Consider the following 19,100-nt stretch of genomic DNA (forward strand, 5'->3'; position numbering starts at 1 on the left):
GCAATCCAAATTGGGCGGGGGCTACTCTTCGACCCGAACGAAGTGCCAAACGGTATTCTTGTAGGGGACAGCCGAACTCTCGAATTCCTTGATGCTCTTCTTGTCTTTGAGATCGGCATTGGCGAGCACGAGGGCACCGAGCCGGTGGGCTTCGGCGAGCATGCATTTGAATTCGATTTCGGAAACCTTCCAGGATGTCTGGGTCGTGCGAATCGCGTCCCAGACGTGCGAGATAAACGCCTTGCGGCTGCCTGGCCAGCCTTCGGCTCGCGACGCTGCCGCTTTCTTGACGGCGCGGGCGAACTCCGAAAGATCCGGGCGGGAGGCGGGAGGCGGCGGCGCCTTCACCGCCGCGGGCGCGACGTCATTCGCGACCGAAGCCAGCGTGGGCGTCGGTTCCGCGACGCGCGCCGGCATGACGGGACGCTCGGCGCTCGGCGTCGCAATTTCCGTGGAGCCCTGCTCCAGCGCCTGGGCACCAAGACCCCTGAGCACGCCAAGACGCAAGCCTTCGAGCGTGGATTCGCGGGCGCCGACGTGCTCGACCGCGAGCTCTGCGATGAGCTTGGCGTCCGTCGTGAAAGCGCGGGGATTCTGGGACAACTGGCCAGCGAGCAGGCGTCCGGCCTTGGCCGATAGCGCCGAGCCCTTGCCGAAGCCGGCTTTGATGCGATTGCCGAACGCGCGCTCGAGCGCAATCACCGCCAACTGGGCGCGGAGCTTGGTCGGAGGCGGATTCTTTTTGACCGAAAGCCCGAAAGCCTTCTGCACAATCAGCGTGCGCAGACCTTCGACCCGCGCCAACGGCTTCAAGCGTGCGGCGGTTTCCTTCTCGAGGCCGAGGCCTTTGGCAATCAGAGCGACATCGCGAAGCTCCGACCACGGAGCGGCGATAGGGCCTTTCTGGCCGAGGAACCGAGCCGCGGCCAATGCGCCGGTCTCGCTCGGGGCCAAGCGGCCGCGCGTTTCCGTGACGAGGCCATTTGCGATCAGGTTGCCGATTTCCTTTTCGGCGAGGCGGCGCCAATCGGCCGGCGACAACTTATGGGTGAACAGGGGGGCGAGATCGGTCGCGATATCCGCGCGGGTCGCGCCACCGGAAGCGGTCGTGCGGACCAGGATCAAATGTCCCGTCGCCGATGCGCCTCCGCGCCGCGGCCCTGCAAGGGGAGCACCGCTGCCAAGCGCCGACATCTCGCACGTCTCCTTCTCGGGTCTCAAGCTTCTGGGAAAGCCGTACGCGCGAATCACCGGCCCGATTCCGATACATTGCGGGAGACTGCCTTTAGTTCCAAGGGATTCGGCAGCACGCGTTTTTATTTTTCTCGAGTTGTAACCGCCAGGCCGCGCTCGCTCCTTTCCGCGGATTTTTCCTCCCGGTTGCGGCGGCTTTTGTCGGCTTTCTGCCCCAATGGCGACATGTTCGTTAGCAAAATTAGCTGCGGGCTTCGGGGGATAGACAGGAGCTCGAGGGGGATTTCGTTAAATTCGTTGATGAAGCAACCCTCGACGAACCGGCCAACTGGCCTGTTCGCGACGCCTCAAGTCCCCCGCAGCGATATCGGGTAAACCCCGTCTTAGTCTTAACGACGAGTTAACTCCTTACTGCGATGTTGGCTCTTAGTACCGCGCGTCCACTTGCGGGAGTTACGGGAATGTATCGCGTCGCCCTTCTGGCTGTTGTATCAGCCTCACTCGCTCTCGGAGCGTGCAGCCTCAACACGGCTGGTATCTCTTCCGGTTACAATGATCTCGGATCCATGTCGTCCGTCGACGCCGTAGGCGGGTCTCGGCAAGCGACCACGACAGGATCGATCGACCGCAGCTCGCGGTCCTCGCTCGCGGGCACGCAGGTCGCGGCGCTCGCCCCCGACAAGGCCCCCAAGGGATCCTACGAAAAAGCGCCGCGCGGCGCCCTTTCCGACCGCGACTATTCCGCGACCGCTCTCAACCCCGAGCGGGCTCGCGACCTCATCAACCAGTACCGCCACGAGAACGGGCTGAAGCCGCTCAAGCTCAACGCCGCCCTGACGGACGCCGCCAAAGAGCACAGCCGCGATCTCTCAAAGTGGGACCGCATCTCGCATTACGGATCGGACGGCTCCAATCCCTGGGATCGCGTCAAGCGCACGGGCTACAAGCCGCGGCTCGCCGCCGAAAACGTCGGCACGGGTCAGGTTTCGTTCGCAGAGGTTCTCAAGGGCTGGAAGGAAAGCCCGGGCCATAACAAGAACCTGCTGCTTGGCGATGCCAGCGAAATGGGGCTGGCGCTGGTTCAGGACCCGAAGACTGAATTCAAATCGTTCTGGACGCTCGTCATCGGCACGGCGATGTAACGCCTGCCAACCCGGCGATCAGTTGGCTTCCTCGTTCGACGCGCGCTTCTCGGAGCGCGCGTTTTCGTTTTTACCGGCAGCGTTCGGCGCATCCTTCAACGTGAACTGCAGCAGCACGGTGCGCTGCAGGAAGCGATTGAAGTTGTCGTCCGACATCAGTGTAACCACGGTTTCGCCCTTGGCGCCTTCCGTCACCGCCAAGGCTTCAAGATTGTCGATCTCCATGGCGCTGTCGGCTTCGAGAAGGATCTCGCCGGCCGCAGTGCCGCCGGGCTTCAGGCTGCTGGCCGCGAGATGGCGCAGGCGAATTTTCACGCCTTCGAACCAGCGGAAGCGACGCTCCAGGATCAGCACGCTGCCGTCGGCGAGGCTTGCCGCATCGGTGATGCCGTAGCCCTCGACGCCTGGCACAACGAACCCTTTCGGCCCGCCGGCTCCCCAGATCCATCCGCGATGGAGCTTTTCGCCCCGCAACGGATGCTCGGCGAACGCGACAACGGCTCCCTTGTTCGGCCCGCCCGCTAGAACGGTCAATGCTTCGAAGCCGTCCGCGCGCATGCGCGCGGCTTCCTTCGGCATCTCCAGATATTTCGTCGGCGCTCCGATGCCGTTCTTATCGAGCGGAAATACGCCGATGCGATCGTTCTGCTCGAAGGCGATGTAGGCGGTGCCCTTGCCGACACTTCCGCTCGCGAGCGTGATCGCCTCGGCGTCGCGATCACGGGCGCGGCGCAGCGGCAGGCCCTTGAGCGCCTTCAACGCGCCGACACGGACCGCGCGCAATGCCTTCGGGCGTTCGCCATCGTCGTAAGCGATCTCGCCGGTCATCCACATTCCAGCGTCGGAAACGGCTGTGAGGCTTTTGCCGTCACCGCTCAAGAGCAGCCCCGACCAGCCGCCGAAATAGGATGAAGGGGACGTGAGAACGAGGCCGCCGCGCCATTCGAGCTTCGGGTTCGGCTTTTCCTGGCCGTTACGCGCGAAGGTCGCGATGGGGCGGGCCGTAACCTCGATCGACTGCGTCTTCATGCCGGCCGTGTCGGGCTTCATCTGCGCCGAAGCAGGGATTACGGCGAACAGCGCGAGGACCGACACTGTCAACGGCAACAAGGCTCGCACGACCCGCCTCTCGATCTCTTCGCTTAATTTCCCGGCCTAGACGGCGCGACGCGCCTTCGGCCGCCCGCGCGTCGGCACCACTTTCGGCTTTTCCTCGAACAGCTCGACGAGCTTGTCCGTCATGGCGCCGGCCAGCTCACTCGGATCCGAGATGGTAACAGCGCGAGCGTAATATCGTGTGACATCGTGGCCGATACCGATGGCGATCAGCTCGACGGGCGAGCGGGTCTGGATCTCGTCAATGACTTTCCGCAGATGCTGCTCAAGGTAGCTGCCCGAATTCACCGAGAGCGTGGAGTCGTCGACCGGCGCACCGTCCGAGATCATCATCAGAATGCGGCGCTGCTCGGGACGGGCCATCAGGCGACCGTGCGCCCACGCCAATGCCTCGCCGTCGATGTTCTCTTTGAGCAAGCCTTCCCGCATCATCAGCGCGAGCGAGCGCTTGGCGCGCCGCCAGGGCTCGTCGGCCGTCTTGTAGATGATGTGACGGAGATCGTTGAGGCGCCCCGGTGTCGCCGGCTTGCCGGCCGCAAGCCATTCCTCGCGCGACTGCCCGCCCTTCCAGGCCCGCGTCGTGAACCCGAGGATCTCGACCTTGACGCCGCAGCGCTCGAGCGTGCGGGCCAGGATATCGGCACAGCAGGCCGCGACCATGATCGGGCGACCGCGCATGGAGCCGGAATTATCGAGGAGCAGCGTGACGACCGTGTCGCGGAATTCGGTATCGCGCTCGCGCTTGAACGACAGCGGCTGCATCGGATCGGTGACGATGCGCGTCAGGCGCGCGGCATCAAGCGTGCCTTCCTCGAGGTCGAAATCCCAGGCGCGGTTCTGCTGCGCGAGCAAACGGCGCTGCAGGCGATTGGCGAGGCGGGCGACAACGCTTGCAAGCGCCTTCAACTCCTTGTCGAGGAATGTGCGCAGGCGCTCCAATTCCTCAGGTGAGGAAATGTCCTGGGCGGCGACCTCTTCGTCGTGGGCGCGCGTATAGACCTTGTAACCGAAGGGCTCGGGATCCTCGAGAACCGAGACGTTCGGCCGCCAGGGCTCGGTCGTCTCCATGCCGTCGGGCTCTTCGGCGTCGCTGTCGAAATCTTCGGGATCGGGAGCGTCGGCCGTTTCCTGCGCCTCGCCAGCGTCGCCTTCAGAGCGCTCTTCCTCGCGTTCCTGCTCGCCGCCCTCGCCGCCTTCGTCCTCGCTTTCGGCCTCAGCCTCGCCGCCATCGGGCTTCTCTTCGGCGGTCTCCTCGCTCTCGTCGGCCTGGCCTTCCTGGAACTCGTCGGCGAGATCCAACGCCTTCAGGAGGTCGCGAACGAGGCGGCCGAATGCTTCCTGGTTCTCGGCCAGGTCCTTCAGCTGCTGAAACACGCCGTCGGCGCGCTCTTCGACGAGCGGGCGCCACAGGTCGACGAGTGCACGGGCACTTTCGGGCGGCGCGCGTCCTGTCAGGCGCTCGCGCACCAGAAGCGACAGCGCGTTGCCGATCGGCGCGTCGGCGCGATCGGAAATGCGGTCGAAGCGGCCATGACCATATTCATCCTCGCACTTGGCGGCGAGATTGTTGGCCATGCCGTCCATGCGATTTGCGCCCAGCGCCTCGATGCGCGCGCGCTCCAAGGCCTCGAACACTTCGCGGGCCGCACCGGACGAGGGCGCGAGGCGACGATGCACGGCGTCGTCGTGGCACGCAGCCGTCAGCGCAAGGCTATCCGCCCACCCACGCAACACCGCGATCTCGGCCGCGGAGGGAATGCGCGAGGGCTCCGCCAAGCGGACGAGCTTGCCTTCGAGGGCCGGCTTGGCCGGACCGTAGGTGACCTCGACCTCCGGATCGCCGGCGATCGCACGCACCGTCAGCCCCAGCACGCGCTTCAGCGGCTCGGAGGGCGATTCCCGGCGTTTCGGATTTTGCGTCATGGCGCCTTACTTACCGAGTTCGCGCCGAAGCTGGCGGCGCCATTCCCTGTCGCCGACCTGCTCGCGGGCTTCGAGGTTGCCCTGGCGGATCTTGATCAAGCCAATCAGCACCGCAGCGACGGACCCGAAGCCTGCCCCGACCGCCGTGCTGATGGTCTCGGACGTTCCCGGCACCATCGCATTCCAGAGAATGGCAATCACCACCGAGCCGAGCAAACCGCCGACAAAAGCGAGGATCGCGCAGAACAGAACCGCCTGGCGCGGGCTGGTATAGCCCGCTGCTGCGAGTGCGGCTCTGTCTTCGTCGTGTTCGCCCATGACGGCCAGGCTTGCGCTTCCCATCTCAGCCCAGATCTCAACCGAGTGCGACGTTCGCCGCGCTCTCGGGCAGTTCCTCACCGAAGGCGCGCTGATAGAACTCGGCGACCAGCGGGCGCTCGAGCTCGTCGCACTTGTTCAAGAACGTGAGGCGGAACGCAAAGCCGACATCGCCGAAGATCTCGGCGTTCTCGGCCCATGTCATCACGGTGCGCGGGCTCATGACGGTCGAGAGGTCGCCGTTGATGAAGGCCTGGCGCGTGAGATCGGCGACGCGAACCATGTTCGACACGACCTTGCGCTTGGCGTCGGTCTTGTTCCAGCTCTTGACCTTCGACAGGACGATGCGTGCCTCGTCGTCGTGCGGCAGATAGTTCAGCGTCGCGACGATGGACCAGCGGTCCATCTGGCCCTGGTTGATCTGCTGGGTGCCGTGATAGAGGCCCGACGTATCGCCGAGGCCGATGGTGTTCGTCGTCGCGAAGAGGCGGAACGCGGCGTGCGGGCGGATCACCTTCGACTGATCGAGCAGCGTGAGCTTGCCCGAAACCTCGAGCACGCGCTGGATCACGAACATCACATCGGGGCGGCCGGCGTCATACTCGTCGAACACGAGCGCGGTGTTCGTCTGCAGCGCGTAGGGCAGGATGCCCTCGCGGAACTCGGTGACCTGCTTGCCGTCCTTCAGCACGATCGCGTCCTTGCCGACGAGATCGATGCGCGAGACGTGGCTGTCGAGGTTGACGCGGATGCACGGCCAGTTGAGGCGCGCGGCGACCTGCTCGATGTGGGTCGATTTGCCGGTGCCGTGATAGCCCTGAACCATCACGCGGCGGTTGTATTTGAAGCCCGCGAGGATGGCGAGCGTCACTTCCCGGTTGAACTGATAGTCGGGATCGAGATCGGGCACATGCTCATCGGCCTTCGAGTACGCCGACACCTCGAGATCGGAGTCGATCCCGAACACCTGGCGAACCGAGAGTTTCATGTCGGGCAGCCCAGGCGCCTGGGAGGAAGCAGCAGTGGAGGTTTGCGCGCGCATTGAGACCTGTATCGGGCAATGGTTACGACGTCCGCCGGTCCGTGCTTGTCCGTAATTCGGCAAGCGGCGGATGCGGTTCGGACAAGATCCGGTTTCCGCAGATAGTTATAGGGTCGAGGTCGCCCAGTCCAGCGAGCAGGGCGGGGAGGCGAGCTTACCGGATCAGACCAGTCCGGAGCGCTTCAGGTAATTATAGGCCTGGATGATCTCGCGCAGGGTGTCCTCGGAGCGCGTATCGCCGCCGTTGGAATCGGGGTGGTGGCGTTTAACCAACTCCTTGAAGCGCGTCTTGATCTCCTGCTTCGATGCCGTCTCGGGCAAGTGAAGCGCCTCGAGCGACTTGCGCTCGATCGGCTTCAATGTGCGCCGCTGCTCCGCCGGCTGCTCACGGGCCTGGCGCGCCTGCTCGGCGAACAAATCGTGCGGATCATGCTCGCGAAACCCGTCGCCGCCACCGCGGGCGCCCGAGACCTTCGCGCTGGTGCCGTGCGCCCAAGAGTTCGCCCCGACCTTCCAGGTCGGCCTGTGGCCGGTCATGGCGTCCTTCTGGAAGTCCGAGACCTCCGCGTCGCTCATGCCGTCGAAATAGTTATAAGACGCATTGTACTCGCGAACGTGGTCCACGCAGAACGCGAAATACTCGCCGTCTCGCCCGCGGCCTTTTGGCGCGCGGTGAGGCGCCGGCCGGTTGCATCCCTTCCATTGGCAGGTGGGGTGCTTTTTCCGGTCCGCGTCGTCCGCTGCCCGCTTGGGAGCGGCCCGGATCGAATCAAAGTATTTCGAGTTGAGTTTCATGGCTTAGATTATGGTCTCCCGGCCGCGGCCAGACAAGACGAACTCTTTGTCGATGCTGCCGGAGCGTAGCCGCAAAGCAAAAAATTTCATGGAGGATACACTATGTCGGCGGAGACGCGGTTGCGCGAGAAGCTCATGGTCGCACTCGAACCGACGCGTCTCGATATCATCAACGAAAGCGAATTGCATGCCGGACACCGTTCCTCGCCAAACACCGGGGAAAGTCATTTTCGCATCCTAATCGTTTCGCCGATGTTTACGGGCGTCTCACGCGTGGGGCGCCATCGCATGGTCACCGACGCCATCGCCGACGAGCTCAAAGGGAGCATTCACGCGCTGGCGCTTTCGACCTATGCGCCGGGCGAAGCGGTGGGATAGGGAGCCGCCGCGCTTTGCCGCTCGGCGTTGAGCTTCGCCTCGAACTCGGCAAAGCTGACGCCGCCGGCTCCGCGCCGGTGGAAATACATGTGCTGGGCCAGCCAGCGCATCGGCGGCAACGCAATCGCCATATCGATAAGCGCGTTCGGAGGCGCGAGATCGAGTGCCGTCCGCGTCATCTTCTTCATCGCGAACGACGGCAGCTCGGGAGCGAGCGCAACCGCGGGCGGGGGGCCGAGATCCTGCAGATGGTCGGCGATGACCTGCGCGGAGCGCCGTCCCAACTCGAAGGCGAGCTTGATGCCTCCGCCGGTGGCGGGCGAGACTTGGCCGGCCGCATCGCCGACGAGCATAACGCCGTCCGTGTGCCAACGCTTCAAAAGGCCGCCAGCCGGAATGCGTCCCGACCTGCGCTCGACGGCTCGCGCCTTCGAATATCCGAAGATCGGCTCGGTCGCGGCGAGAAACGCCTTGAGGTCGGGGCTGCGGCCGGGGCCGACGGCGAGGCCGGCCTGGGTTACGGACGGTCCGGGTGCAACCCAGCCCAGATAACCTGGCGCGAGCCTGGAATCGAGGAAGCAGTGCAGGAAGCGCGGGTCGGCATCGGCCAAGTCTTCGTACTCGACTTCGAGGCCGGTCAGGAATTTCTCATTGCGGTCGAGGCCAAAGGCGCGCGCCACGGCCGAGCGGGCACCGTCGGCGCCCAGGATGTAACGCGCCGCAATGTTGATGCCGCGAAACCGAAAGAGGCCGCTCTCACGATCGGCACCCTCGAAACGCGCGCGATAAAGAATTTTGGCGCCAGCGCGGAGGGCTTCGTTGGAGAGCCAGCGCAGCACGTTGGCGGTGTCGGTCGTCAGGAAGAAATAGCCCGGAGCGAACAGGTCGATGAAGCGGTGGCTCGGCGCGTAGAGACGGACGCCATGCACCCGCCGCGTCAGCGTGTGGGGAATGTCGATCTCCTCGGCCGCTTCCTTGACCAGGATGCCCGTCGTCGCGACGCGATGGCCGGCTTCGGGCTTGGCTTCGAGAACGGCGACCTTGAGGCCGCGCATGGCCGCTGTGCGCGCGGCGACTAGCCCCGCGAACGAGGCGCCGACAATGACGAGGTCATAGGGGCGGACAGCTTCCGACATGCGAAACTCCGGCTGAGCGACTGCAGCCCGAACATGCCAAACGATTGTGGCGTCCTCGCGCCTCGACGCGAGCGATCAGGCGTTCGCGGAGGATATGCTAGCCTACGGAGCTTTGAGCGCCGCCGGTCGCCTCCGCTCCGTCCAGGCGCTTGATGCGGACCGCCGCGATCTTGTTGCGCGAGCGGCGGAGGATTTCCATCCGATAGCCGTAGAACGTGAAGACCTGCCCCGGCTCGGGGATCATCTGCGCCTCGTGCACGACGAGCCCGGCGATGGTCGTCGCCTCGTCGTCCGGGAGATCCCAATCCATATGCCGATTGAGGTCGCGGATCGGAACCGTGCCGTCGACATTGATGGTTCCGTCGGCCTGCGGACGAATATGCAGCTCGGCGGAATCATGCTCGTCCGAGATCTGACCGACGATCTCCTCGAGAATGTCCTCGAGCGTGATCAAGCCCTGCACCTCACCGTACTCGTCGACGACGAGCGCCATCTGTGCCTTGTTCTTCAGGAAATGATTGAGCTGATCCTTCAGGGTCGTCGTGTCGGGCACGAACCACGGCTTGGCCGCGATGCTCAGGATGTCGAGCTTCTCGACATCCCAGCCGGACTTCGAAAGCGCGCCCAGGAGATCTTTGGTGTTGAGGAGGCCGATGATGTTCTCGGGTTCGTCGAGCCAGATCGGAACGCGCGTGTACTGCGAGCGGAGCACCTGATCGATGATGGCCTGCGGCGACTCGGCCGCGTCATAGGTTTCCATCTTGGTGCGGTGGATCATGATGTCCGCGACCTGCAGCTCGCCCAGATCGAGCACACCGCCGAGCATGTTGGCGTCGTGGCGCGCGACTGCGCCATCTCTCGTTTGCAGGTCGATCGCGCCGCGGATCTCGGCATGGGCCGCAAGAATGTTGGCTTCGTCGTCCTTGGTCGTCGGTGTGAACTTCAGGATCCAGCGGACGATCAGCTCGATAAAGCGCGTCACGGGGCCGAACAGCACGATCAGCACGCGCATGATGGGGGCGACGAACAGCGCGACCCGGTCGGAGTAGGCCAGCGCGTAGGTCTTTGGCAGGACGGCGGCAAAAATCACGATGAGAAGTGTGACGATGCCGGTCGCATAGACCACGCCGACCTCTCCTACGAGGCGGATCGCGAGCGCAGAGGCAAGGCTCGCGGCGAGAACATCGACCAGCGTATTGCCGAGCAGCACGGCGCCGATCATCTTCTCCGGCTCCGACAGAAGCCGGTTGACGAGCTTGGCCTTGGCGTTGCCTTCCTGATCGAGGGCGTGCATGCGGGCGCGCGAAGCGGCCGTCAGCCCCGTCTCGCTCATGTTGAAGAATGCGCTCATGGCGATCATCAGGACGATCGCCGCGATCAAAAGACCGATTTCGAGTGTCATGGATCTACCAATGCGACTTCGCGTTCACCGCACTATAAAGTCGGCGCCGCGAAACACGAAGCGGCGGGTCGCGCCTTCCGTGCGACAAGACTAGGCAGCTGCGATCTCGGCTGCGAGGAAATCGCGCACGGCCGCCTCGTCGATATCGCGCGAGACGAACGCCTCGCCGATGTTGCGCACAAGGATAAACGTCAGCCGGCCGTCACGGACCTTCTTGTCCTGGCCCATCAGGCGCACGAGTTCGCCCGCGTCGGCCTTTCCGCCCGGAATGTCGGAGAGCCGCGTGGGCAGACCAGCAGCAGCAAGGTGGCGCGAAACCCGCTCGGCCGTCCCCTGCGGGCAAAGGCCCAAGTGCTCGGAGAAGCGGAACGCGAGGCACATGCCGATCGCGACGCCCTCTCCGTGGAGGAGACGATCCGAATAGCCGGTCCAGGCTTCGAGCGCGTGGCCGAAGGTATGACCGAGGTTCAGGAGCGCGCGGTCGCCGTTCTCGTGCTCGTCGCGCACGACGATAGCCGCCTTGGCCTTGACGCTGGTCTCGATGGCCGTGATCAGCGTTTCCTGATCGTAGCTGAAAATCCCGTCGTGACCCTGCTCGAGCCAGGAGAAGAAGCCGGCGTCGCCGAGCAAGCCGTATTTCGCCACTTCGGCGTAGCCCGCGCGCATCTCACGCGGCGGCAACGTTTTCAGAACATCGGTATCGGCAATGACGAGCGACGGCTGATGAAACACACCGATCAGATTCTTGCCTTGCGGCGTGTTGATGCCGGTCTTGCCGCCGACGGAGCTATCGACCTGGGCAAGCAGGCTGGTCGGAATCTGGACGAAGCGGATGCCGCGCCGGAGAATTCCGGCCGCGAAGCCGGCGAGGTCGCCGATCACGCCGCCACCAAAGGCGACCACGAGGTCGCCGCGCTCGAGCCCCAGCTCCAGCAAGCGCTCGCAAAGCGGGCCCAGCTCGCGGAAACTCTTGGTCGGCTCGCCCGGCTTCAAAACGATGGAGCCCTTGAGACGGCCTTCGGCGCGCAGGCTCGCTTCCAGCGCGGCCAGATGATGCTTCGCGACATTCTCGTCGGTGACGATGCCGCAACGCGCCTTGCCGAGGCGCCCGGCGATGAGACGGCCGGCTTCCGCCAGAAGATCGGGGCCGATCAGCACGTCATAAGCGCGCCCCGGGAGCGGAACGGGCACCGTGCGGCTCGCTCGGGTTGTGGCAGCAAGAGAATGAGCAAGGGTCGGCATGATCTTGAATTATGTCTCGCGCTTTGGGCTTCAAAGCCCAGGACTATCAGATCGAGGACGCTTGCGCCAATGCAGGGTGCCTGGATAGAGCCTCGATAATCTCGGCAACGATACTGTCGTGGGGCACGTCCCGGCTTTCGACAGTCAGGTCCGCCTCCGCATAGATCGGATAGCGCGCCTCCATCAGCTTGCGCATGACCGCCTCCGGGTCGCCGCCCTTGAGCAGGGGACGGGTATCGCGCTTGGCGACCCGTCGCATGAGGACAGGCAGCTCGGCCCTGAGCCAGATCGAAAGCCCGGTATCGCGGATCATTTCGCGCGTGCTCGGCATGATGAAGGCACCTCCGCCCGTGGCCAGCACCTGCGGCCCGTGCGCCAGCAGGCGCGCAATCACCTTGCTCTCGCGATCCCGGAAGAAGTTCTCGCCGTGGTCGGAGAAGATCTCGCTGATCGACTTTTGCGCGACGCGCTCGATTTCCTCGTCGGCATCGATGAACGGCAGGCCCAGCTTGGTCGCAAGGCGCCGGCCGATCGACGATTTTCCGCACCCCATCAGGCCGACGAGCACCACCGTGCGCTGACCGAGCGCGCGCCGAACCTTCTCAGCGGTGTCCTTGTCGTGCTCCATCTCGCCTCTCGTGGGCTCCGGGTGGGCTTCGCCGAACGGGCGCACTCATACTTCAATTTGCCGTGTCGAGGCAATTTGCAGTCCGGTGGCCGGCTGATCGGGCCGAAATCGGGATATTTTCTTGCCCGCATGGCGGGGAAATCAGCCATAATCGCGCCACCTTAGGTTCGAAGATGTCCTAAAGCGTTCGCGTGCCTTCACGACGTGCCCCGTCTCGCGCTCCAAAGCGTAAACGCTTTGGATTTTTGTTTTGTCGCATTTTCCAACGACGAACCGGTATCCATCCCGGATCGTGTCCGGGACAGGCTTCGTCGGAAAATGTTGTCGTCCGCGCATTCATCCTGAGCGACTTCCACCGATGCCAAGCCTTTTCCGCTTCCTCGTCTCTGCCGGGTCGCTGCTGGCACTGGTCTCGGGAGGATTGTACATTCTCGCCAGTCAGTTCGAGCCCGTTCAGCACGAGGTGGTTAAGGTGGTGCCCGGGGTCAAAATCCGAAAGCCATGACGCTGCTCCCATGACCGCCAAGCCGATGCGCGCGCCCCGTGTTTGCTCAGCTCCCCGCATCCGGCGGACCCTGCGACCCGTCCTGTTTGCCGCTTTCCTTGCTTGGCCGTCCTTAGGGCCGGCGTTTTCGCAGGAGTGGGGCGACGACCGCCCGCGGGGCGGGGGCGTGACCCGGGAAGAGCTGGCGCCCTCGGCCGCCTACGAAGAGCGCGGGCGCGGCGTCGAGCGCGAGGAACTCGACCCCGTTCTGTCGTCGGACGGCTCGGGGCTGCCTTACGAGCTTTGGAGCGGTCTTTCAGCGGAGCAATTCGCCGAGCACATCGCAGCCCTCAGCCTGCCCCCCAAATCGCCGGCGCTGCACGCGCTCTGGCGCCGTCTCATCGCCTCGGATACGGGTCCGGCGGCCGGCACAGTCAGCACGGCGCGTTTCACCGCCTTGCGCGTCGAGGCGCTCGATCAATCCGGCCTGATCGACGACACGGCCGCCGTGCTCGCGAAAGATCGAGCCTCGGAGAGCGATCCGCTGCTGCTGGCGCTGACGGCGAAAAGCGAGATCGGGCTCGGCAACTTCGAGCGCGGATGCGAGATCGCGAAGAGCCTGCTTTCGGTTCAGTCCCAGCTCCCGAAGACACTGCTCTCGGACACCCTGCTGATCAACGGCTTTTGCGCCGCGTCTCGCGGCGATCCCGACGGGGCCTCGCTGCAAGCGAGCTTCATCCGTGAGCAGGATCTACCCGGCCTCGTGGGCGCGGATCTGCTCGATACGGCCGCCGCGGGCGGCGTGCCGGAGGTTCCGTCAGGGCTCAAGCTCTCGCTGCTCGACTACCGCATCGCCTCGCTCAAGGGCACACCCAACCAGACCAAGCTCCTTGCCGCCGCGACACCGGCCCTGCTCGCCGGGCTCGCCCACGATCCGAGAACGGCGCCCGACCTCAGACTGGCAGCCGGAGAAGCCGCCGCGGCCCTCAATGCCATTCCAGCCGGAGACCTTGCGCAGCTCTATCGTGCTTCAGGCGCGGGCGGAGACGCCGGCACGATCGAACGGGCAGGCCTCTTCAAATCGGCGGAGGGGGAGCAGACGCCGTTGCGAAAGACGCGCCACATCCGGGCTTTTCTCGACGAAGCGCGGCGGGGCGGCTTCTACTGGCCGGCACTGCAGCTCATGGCGCGGCCGACCGAGGAACTTTCTCCCACACCGGAAATCGGCTGGTTTGCAGAAACCGCCATCGAGATCAATCTTGCGTCGGGCAATTTCGAAGGTGTCCGGCACTGGGCCCGCCTCGGATCTTCGCTCGGGGCCGGGGAGGGGCCGGGCCCGCAGCCGCTGGCGCACTGGATTGCGCTGGCCGACATCGCGGACCCGGCGCGCGGGGCAGACCGCGGACAGAACCTCGATGCGCTCGAACCCCTGGCCCGAAACGGCCGTTTCGACCCAGCGCTGCTGCATCGGCTCGCGACCGTGCTCGACGCCCTCGACATGAACGTGCCGATGCCGCTCTGGGAGCTGGCCGGCCGCTCGCCTCAGCCGGAAGGCGGGCATCTGCCGGATACGGGCGTGCTCTCCCAGCTCGCCGAGGCTTCTAAAAAGAAAGAGTTCGGGCGGACGGTGCTGCTCGTCATGCGCACGATCGGGCCTGCGGGAGCGGAAGGCGCTCATATGATCGCTCTCGGCGATGCGCTCCGGGCGCTGAAACGCGCCGGCCTCGACGCGGAAGCCCGCCAGCTCGCGCTCGAGGGCCTGTTCGGCTCCTGGCCGCGTTCCGTCAGCCAATGAGGGGCGCGATGCAAATCACCTTCGTGTCCCCATGAGCGACGACCAGCGCCACGTGGCAGCCTTTCTCGAAATGCAGACGGCGGAAAAAGGGGCTTCGGCCAACACGCTCGATGCCTATCGCCGCGATCTCCAGGACTTCACGGCCTATCTCGACCGCGGCGGCGTCACCATAGCCGCGGCAGGAAAGGCCGACCTGTCGCGCTACCTGCAGGAACTTTCGATCGCCGGGCTCAAACCCGCGTCGCGGGCGCGGCGGCTTTCCGCCGTCCGCCAGCTCTACAAATTCCTCGAAGCCGAAGGCGTGGTGCGAGACAGCCCGGTCGAAGGCATCACGGCGCCGAGCAAGAAGCGCGCGCTGCCGAAAACACTTTCGGTGGACGAGGTGGACCGCCTGATCGAAAGCGCGGCCCAGGCTGCGGACGGCCTCTCCGGCCGCGATCTCGTGCGCGCGGTGCGTCACCATTGCCTGCTCGAAATGCTCTATGCGACGGGCATGCGCGTCACCGAGCTGGTTTCGCTTCCCCGCAGCGTGCTCAAGGGCGATCCGCGGTTGCTCTCGATCACGGGCAAAGGTGGGCGGGAGCGCCTGGTTCCGCTCAATACGAGCGCGCGCGCCGCACTCGACCGCTATCTTCAGCTGGGGTCCGATCCGGCGGACGGTGTCAGCCCCATGATCGCGACCCGCTATCTTTTTCCCTCGCGCGGAGACGCCGGCCATCTCACGCGGCAACGTTTCGCCCAGGATCTCAAGGAGACCGCGATCCGAGCCGCGCTCGACCCCGAGCGGGTCTCGCCGCACGTCCTCCGGCACGCCTTTGCGAGCCATCTGCTCGACCGGGGCGCAGACCTCCGGTCGGTACAAAGCCTGCTCGGACATGCCGACATCTCGACGACCGAGATCTACACGCACGTGCTCGAAGAGCGCCTGAAACGCCTCGTGACCGAGCATCATCCGCTGGCCAAACGGGGCTGATGGATCCAAAATGGCGATCCGTGGGCTGCAAGATCTGCCAGCTGCAGGCCGTTGCACTTGAAATCGGCCACTTTTCCGGGAGCCAGCGCGGCAAGAGAGCGGTGAGGCGACGTTTACGACGATCCGCGCGGGCCTTGACAGGCGAGAAGCGGGAAGGTCAACGTGCCCCCAAATTTCCGTCGTCCCGACTGAGCGCCGCACATCAAGCGGCAGGATGAGGCCTTTCCTTGGAACCTACGAAGTCCGACCGCCCGGTAACTGTCCGCACCTATCTCGATTTCGAGAAGCCGATCGCCGAGCTTGAAAGCAAAGTCTCGGAGCTCAAGGCGCTCGAAGGCGGCGAGGGCGTCTCGATCTCGGAGGAGATCAAGAAGCTCGAGCAAAAGGCCAAAGCCGCGCTTGTCGACACCTACGGCAAGCTGACGCCTTGGCAGAAAACTCAAGTCGCTCGGCATCCCGATCGTCCGCACTGCCTCGACTATGTGAAGGCGCTGATCGAAGATTTCACGCCGCTCGCCGGGGATCGCTATTTCTCGGAAGACGAAGCGATCATGGGCGGGCTCGGCCGGTTCCGCGGCAAGCCGGTCGTCGTGATCGGACACGAGAAGGGCTCGGACACGGAAGGGCGTATCCGGCACAACTTCGGCATGGCCAGACCCGAAGGCTACCGCAAGGCCGTGCGCCTCATGGACATGGCCGACAAGTTCAACCTGCCCGTAGTCACGCTCGTCGATACCGCGGGCGCCTATCCCGGCATCGGCGCGGAGGAGCGGGGCCAAGCGGAGGCCATTGCGCGCTCCACCGACAAATGCCTCGAAATCGGCGTTCCGATCATCGCGCTGGTGATCGGGGAGGGCGGATCGGGCGGCGCGATCGCCATCGCTTCGGCCAACCGCATCCTTATGCTCGAACATTCCATTTATACCGTGGCCTCGCCCGAGGCGGCAGCCTCGATCCTGTGGCGCGATTCCGCCAAGGCCATCGACGCGGCCACCAACATGAAGATCACGGCGCAGGACCTCGATACGCTCGGGGTCATCGACGTGATTATCCGCGAGCCGGTGGGCGGCGCCCACCGCGACCGGGCCCTGGCGATCCAGACCGCCGGCGACGCCATCGCCAAGGCGCTCGCGGAATTCGAGGGGAAAACCCCGGAAGAGATCAGGAATCTGCGCCACGAGCGCTTCCTCGGCATCGGGCGGCAGTTGTAGGATTTGCCGTTTCCGTTCGTGCGTGTTGCCGATAAATCGGGTAACATCCGAGGCTCGGTTGGGGTGGGTGGCCCCATGAGCGCCCAATTCGGGTGTCATGTTCGACACTTCCGCGCTCGCACTGAAAACTTTGGGGAATCCGTAACGTTAATGGAATCTTTACGGTTTCGGTTGGATGGTCCTTCGTATGCGCCAGGGGGAATGCGTGTGCGTCTAAACATCCTCGCTGACAGAATTGCCGCTCGCTTGAAGCCCGCCTTGGCGGTTGGGCTCGTGAGCGCTTTGCTTGGCGCGTGCTCGAGCGCGACCGGGTTGATCCCGCCTTCCGAACAGCCGCTGACTGCGGAAACCGTCTCGCTTCTCGGCAAGAAGGGCATGAATACGGCTGCGCCGATCTTCGTGCGCATCTTCAAGGAGGAGTCGGAGCTCGAAGTCTGGAAGATGCGCGACGATGGGCGCTTCTATCACTTCAAGACCTATCCGATCTGCAATTGGTCCGGCGATCTCGGGCCCAAGCAGGTGCAGGGCGACAAACAGGCGCCGGAAGGGTTCTACACGATCTCCCAGACGCAGATGAACCCGAACTCCAAGTTCTATCTGGCCTTCAACCTCGGCTATCCCAACGCCTATGACCGCTCGCTCGGCCGCACGGGCGAAGCGCTGATGGTGCACGGCAAGTGCAAGTCGGCCGGCTGCTACGCGATGACGGATGCGCTCGCCGAAGAAATCTACGGGCTCGCGCGCGATGCGCTGCGCAGCGGGCAGACCGGCTTCCAGGTGCATGCCTTCCCGTTCCGCATGACGCAGGAGAAGCTTGACCGCTTCAAGGGCCACAAGTGGTACGCCTTCTGGAAAACGCTGAAGCAAGGCTACGACTCCTTCGAGATCAACCGCATCCCGCCCTCGATCGCCGTGTGTGAGAAGCGCTACGTCGTCGATGCCGTGGCCATGACCGACCAGCCGATCGATCCGGCCGGACGCTGCCCGCGCTTCGAGAAGCCGACGCTGCAGCCGTTCGCTCCGCGCCCGGCCGAATGGCAGCTCGCGACGGAACGGCTGACAATGCCGGGTCCTAAAACCCGGGATGCGACGGAAGTCGCGCAGACCACAGCCCAGTCGCAGAGCCTGTTCGCCACGACGACCGGTTCCATCTCCGGCAGCGGCATGCCGCCGGGCGCTTCCGCGCTCGGCTACAATCCATAGTCCGTGGCGCGGATGGCCGACACGCCCTCCAAGGCCTCACCTGACGGCACACCGGATGCGGCGGCTCAACCGCCGCAGCGCGGGCAGAAGCCGCGCAAGCGCCGTACGGGACGTCTTGTTTTCCGCGCGCTGCTTCTGCTTCTGATCGCGGTGCCGATCTCTGCCGCGCTATTTGCGCTCGCCCGGCCAGTCGATGCCGAGCGGACGTGGATCGGCATCCAGCGTCATTGGCGCCACACGCTCGCAAGCTACAAGGTGCCGCTGCCCGGTACGCCCGATCTCTGGAACCTGGACAAGCGTCTCGCCTCACACGGTTTGGCGGTCGGCAATCCGATTTTCATGCGGATCTTCAAGCGCGAGTTCGAGCTCGAGCTGTGGATGCTGCGCGACGGGAAATTCCACCGCTTCGCGACCTATCCGATCTGCAAATGGTCGGGCGAGCTTGGCCCTAAGATCAAGACCGGCGACCGGCAGGCCCCGGAGGGCTTCTATACCGTCGACGCGAAGGCGCTCAATCCCAACAGCGCCTGGCACCGCTCCTTCAACCTCGGTTTCCCCAACGCCTTCGACCGCGCGCTTGGCCGCAGCGGATCGTTTCTGATGGTGCATGGGGGATGCGGCTCGATCGGATGCTACGCGATGACGAACCCGGTCATCGACGAGATCTGGAAGCTCGTCACCAGTGCTCTCAACGGAGGCCAGCAGCGCTTCCAGGTGCAGGTGTTTCCGTTCCGCATGACGGAGAGCAATCTCGCACGCCATGCGGGCTCACCGCAGAGCGCGTTCTGGACCAGCCTCAAGCCGGGGTACGACCTATTCGACGCCAACTTGACCCCGCCGAAGGTCAGCGTTTGCGGCAAAACATATGCCTTTGGCCCCGGCGTCGAAGGTTCGGACGGAAGCGCGCCGATCGAGGCCGGATGCCCGACAGGCGCCACCGCCCGATAGCTGCGGGACACCCAAGTTTTCCACACCCTTGGCCAAACCTGTGGCGGTCCGGCTGCGCGCGCAAAGCTGAATTATCGATAAAGCCACGCTAAGGTTTCATCCACGGGGCGCCTGTGCTTTCAATTGCTTGGCGATCTACTGGGGCACGGCCCTGTCTTTCTGGAAGCCCT

General features: G+C 64.6%; 17 protein-coding genes. 7 read left to right on the forward strand and 10 right to left on the reverse strand.

The features are described from left to right. Nucleotides 1-21 precede the first annotated feature (21 nt). Nucleotides 22-1,194: a hypothetical protein gene (locus tag RCO24_RS14325; RefSeq protein WP_308963045.1), complete on the reverse strand. Its 1,173-nt coding sequence runs from the start codon at nucleotides 1,192-1,194 to the stop codon at nucleotides 22-24. A 566-nt stretch (nucleotides 1,195-1,760) separates the two neighbouring features. Here RCO24_RS14325 and RCO24_RS14330 point away from each other — a divergent pair. Beyond that, the gene (locus RCO24_RS14330) at nucleotides 1,761-2,336 is read left to right on the forward strand and encodes a CAP domain-containing protein (RefSeq protein ID WP_308963047.1); all 576 of its coding nucleotides are present in this window, start codon (nucleotides 1,761-1,763) and stop codon (nucleotides 2,334-2,336) included. Between the two features lie 18 nt (nucleotides 2,337-2,354). On the opposite strand, the gene RCO24_RS14335 is transcribed toward RCO24_RS14330, so the two are convergent. From RCO24_RS14335 to RCO24_RS14355, 5 genes are all read right to left on the reverse strand, one after another. Further along, nucleotides 2,355-3,455, reverse strand: a complete 1,101-nt coding sequence (locus RCO24_RS14335; protein ID WP_308963049.1) for an esterase-like activity of phytase family protein — start codon at nucleotides 3,453-3,455, stop codon at nucleotides 2,355-2,357. Between the two features lie 36 nt (nucleotides 3,456-3,491). Continuing rightward, a complete protein-coding gene (gene cobT, locus RCO24_RS14340) occupies nucleotides 3,492-5,375 on the reverse strand; it encodes a cobaltochelatase subunit CobT (RefSeq protein ID WP_308963050.1) in 1,884 nt (627 codons plus the stop codon). A 6-nt stretch (nucleotides 5,376-5,381) separates the two neighbouring features. Further along, nucleotides 5,382-5,717, reverse strand: a complete 336-nt coding sequence (locus tag RCO24_RS14345; protein WP_308963051.1) for a hypothetical protein — start codon at nucleotides 5,715-5,717, stop codon at nucleotides 5,382-5,384. Between the two features lie 13 nt (nucleotides 5,718-5,730). Continuing rightward, the gene (gene cobS, locus RCO24_RS14350; RefSeq protein WP_308963052.1) at nucleotides 5,731-6,735 is read right to left on the reverse strand and encodes a cobaltochelatase subunit CobS; all 1,005 of its coding nucleotides are present in this window, start codon (nucleotides 6,733-6,735) and stop codon (nucleotides 5,731-5,733) included. 162 nt (nucleotides 6,736-6,897) lie between these two features. After that, nucleotides 6,898-7,530, reverse strand: a complete 633-nt coding sequence (locus RCO24_RS14355; protein ID WP_308963053.1) for a DnaJ domain-containing protein — start codon at nucleotides 7,528-7,530, stop codon at nucleotides 6,898-6,900. Between the two features lie 102 nt (nucleotides 7,531-7,632). Here RCO24_RS14355 and RCO24_RS14360 point away from each other — a divergent pair, with 102 nt between their 5' ends. Then, nucleotides 7,633-7,908 (forward strand): BolA family protein, encoded by a 276-nt coding sequence (locus RCO24_RS14360; RefSeq protein WP_308963054.1) that lies wholly within the window; start codon nucleotides 7,633-7,635, stop codon nucleotides 7,906-7,908. On the opposite strand, the gene RCO24_RS14365 is transcribed toward RCO24_RS14360, so the two are convergent. The 4 genes from RCO24_RS14365 to RCO24_RS14380 form a co-directional block, all read right to left on the reverse strand. Further along, entirely contained in the window at nucleotides 7,881-9,044 is a 1,164-nt protein-coding gene (locus tag RCO24_RS14365; protein WP_308963055.1) for an NAD(P)/FAD-dependent oxidoreductase, read from the reverse strand. The genes RCO24_RS14360 and RCO24_RS14365 overlap by 28 nt on opposite strands. Nucleotides 9,045-9,141: 97 nt before the next feature. Then, nucleotides 9,142-10,446 carry an HlyC/CorC family transporter gene (locus RCO24_RS14370; protein ID WP_308963056.1) on the reverse strand — a complete coding sequence of 435 codons (1,305 nt, stop codon included), beginning with the start codon at nucleotides 10,444-10,446 and terminating at the stop codon, nucleotides 9,142-9,144. 90 nt (nucleotides 10,447-10,536) lie between these two features. Then, nucleotides 10,537-11,637, reverse strand: coding sequence for a 3-dehydroquinate synthase (gene aroB, locus RCO24_RS14375; protein WP_308963058.1), 1,101 nt, complete (start codon nucleotides 11,635-11,637; stop codon nucleotides 10,537-10,539). A gap of 97 nt (nucleotides 11,638-11,734) precedes the next feature. Further along, nucleotides 11,735-12,316 carry a shikimate kinase gene (locus tag RCO24_RS14380; RefSeq protein WP_308963060.1) on the reverse strand — a complete coding sequence of 194 codons (582 nt, stop codon included), beginning with the start codon at nucleotides 12,314-12,316 and terminating at the stop codon, nucleotides 11,735-11,737. Nucleotides 12,317-12,987: 671 nt separating this feature from the next. Between RCO24_RS14380 and RCO24_RS14385 the strand changes: the two genes are divergently transcribed. The 5 genes from RCO24_RS14385 to RCO24_RS14405 all read left to right on the forward strand — a co-directional run bounded on the left by RCO24_RS14385 (nucleotide 12,988) and on the right by RCO24_RS14405 (nucleotide 18,930). Further along, complete coding sequence (locus RCO24_RS14385) at nucleotides 12,988-14,595, forward strand: hypothetical protein (RefSeq protein WP_308963062.1); 1,608 nt, start codon at nucleotides 12,988-12,990, stop codon at nucleotides 14,593-14,595. Nucleotides 14,596-14,626: 31 nt separating this feature from the next. Then, entirely contained in the window at nucleotides 14,627-15,568 is a 942-nt protein-coding gene (locus tag RCO24_RS14390; RefSeq protein ID WP_308963063.1) for a site-specific tyrosine recombinase XerD, read from the forward strand. A 227-nt stretch (nucleotides 15,569-15,795) separates the two neighbouring features. Then, complete coding sequence (locus RCO24_RS14395; RefSeq protein ID WP_308963065.1) at nucleotides 15,796-16,779, forward strand: acetyl-CoA carboxylase carboxyltransferase subunit alpha; 984 nt, start codon at nucleotides 15,796-15,798, stop codon at nucleotides 16,777-16,779. Between the two features lie 201 nt (nucleotides 16,780-16,980). Next, the gene (locus RCO24_RS14400) at nucleotides 16,981-17,982 is read left to right on the forward strand and encodes a murein L,D-transpeptidase family protein (RefSeq protein WP_308963066.1); all 1,002 of its coding nucleotides are present in this window, start codon (nucleotides 16,981-16,983) and stop codon (nucleotides 17,980-17,982) included. A 12-nt stretch (nucleotides 17,983-17,994) separates the two neighbouring features. Beyond that, nucleotides 17,995-18,930 carry a murein L,D-transpeptidase family protein gene (locus RCO24_RS14405; RefSeq protein WP_308963068.1) on the forward strand — a complete coding sequence of 312 codons (936 nt, stop codon included), beginning with the start codon at nucleotides 17,995-17,997 and terminating at the stop codon, nucleotides 18,928-18,930. Nucleotides 18,931-19,100: the final 170 nt, after the last annotated feature.

It is taken from the genome of Hyphomicrobium sp. LHD-15, assembly GCF_031157355.1.
In the GTDB taxonomy this organism is placed as follows: Bacteria; Pseudomonadota; Alphaproteobacteria; order Rhizobiales; family Hyphomicrobiaceae; genus Hyphomicrobium_C.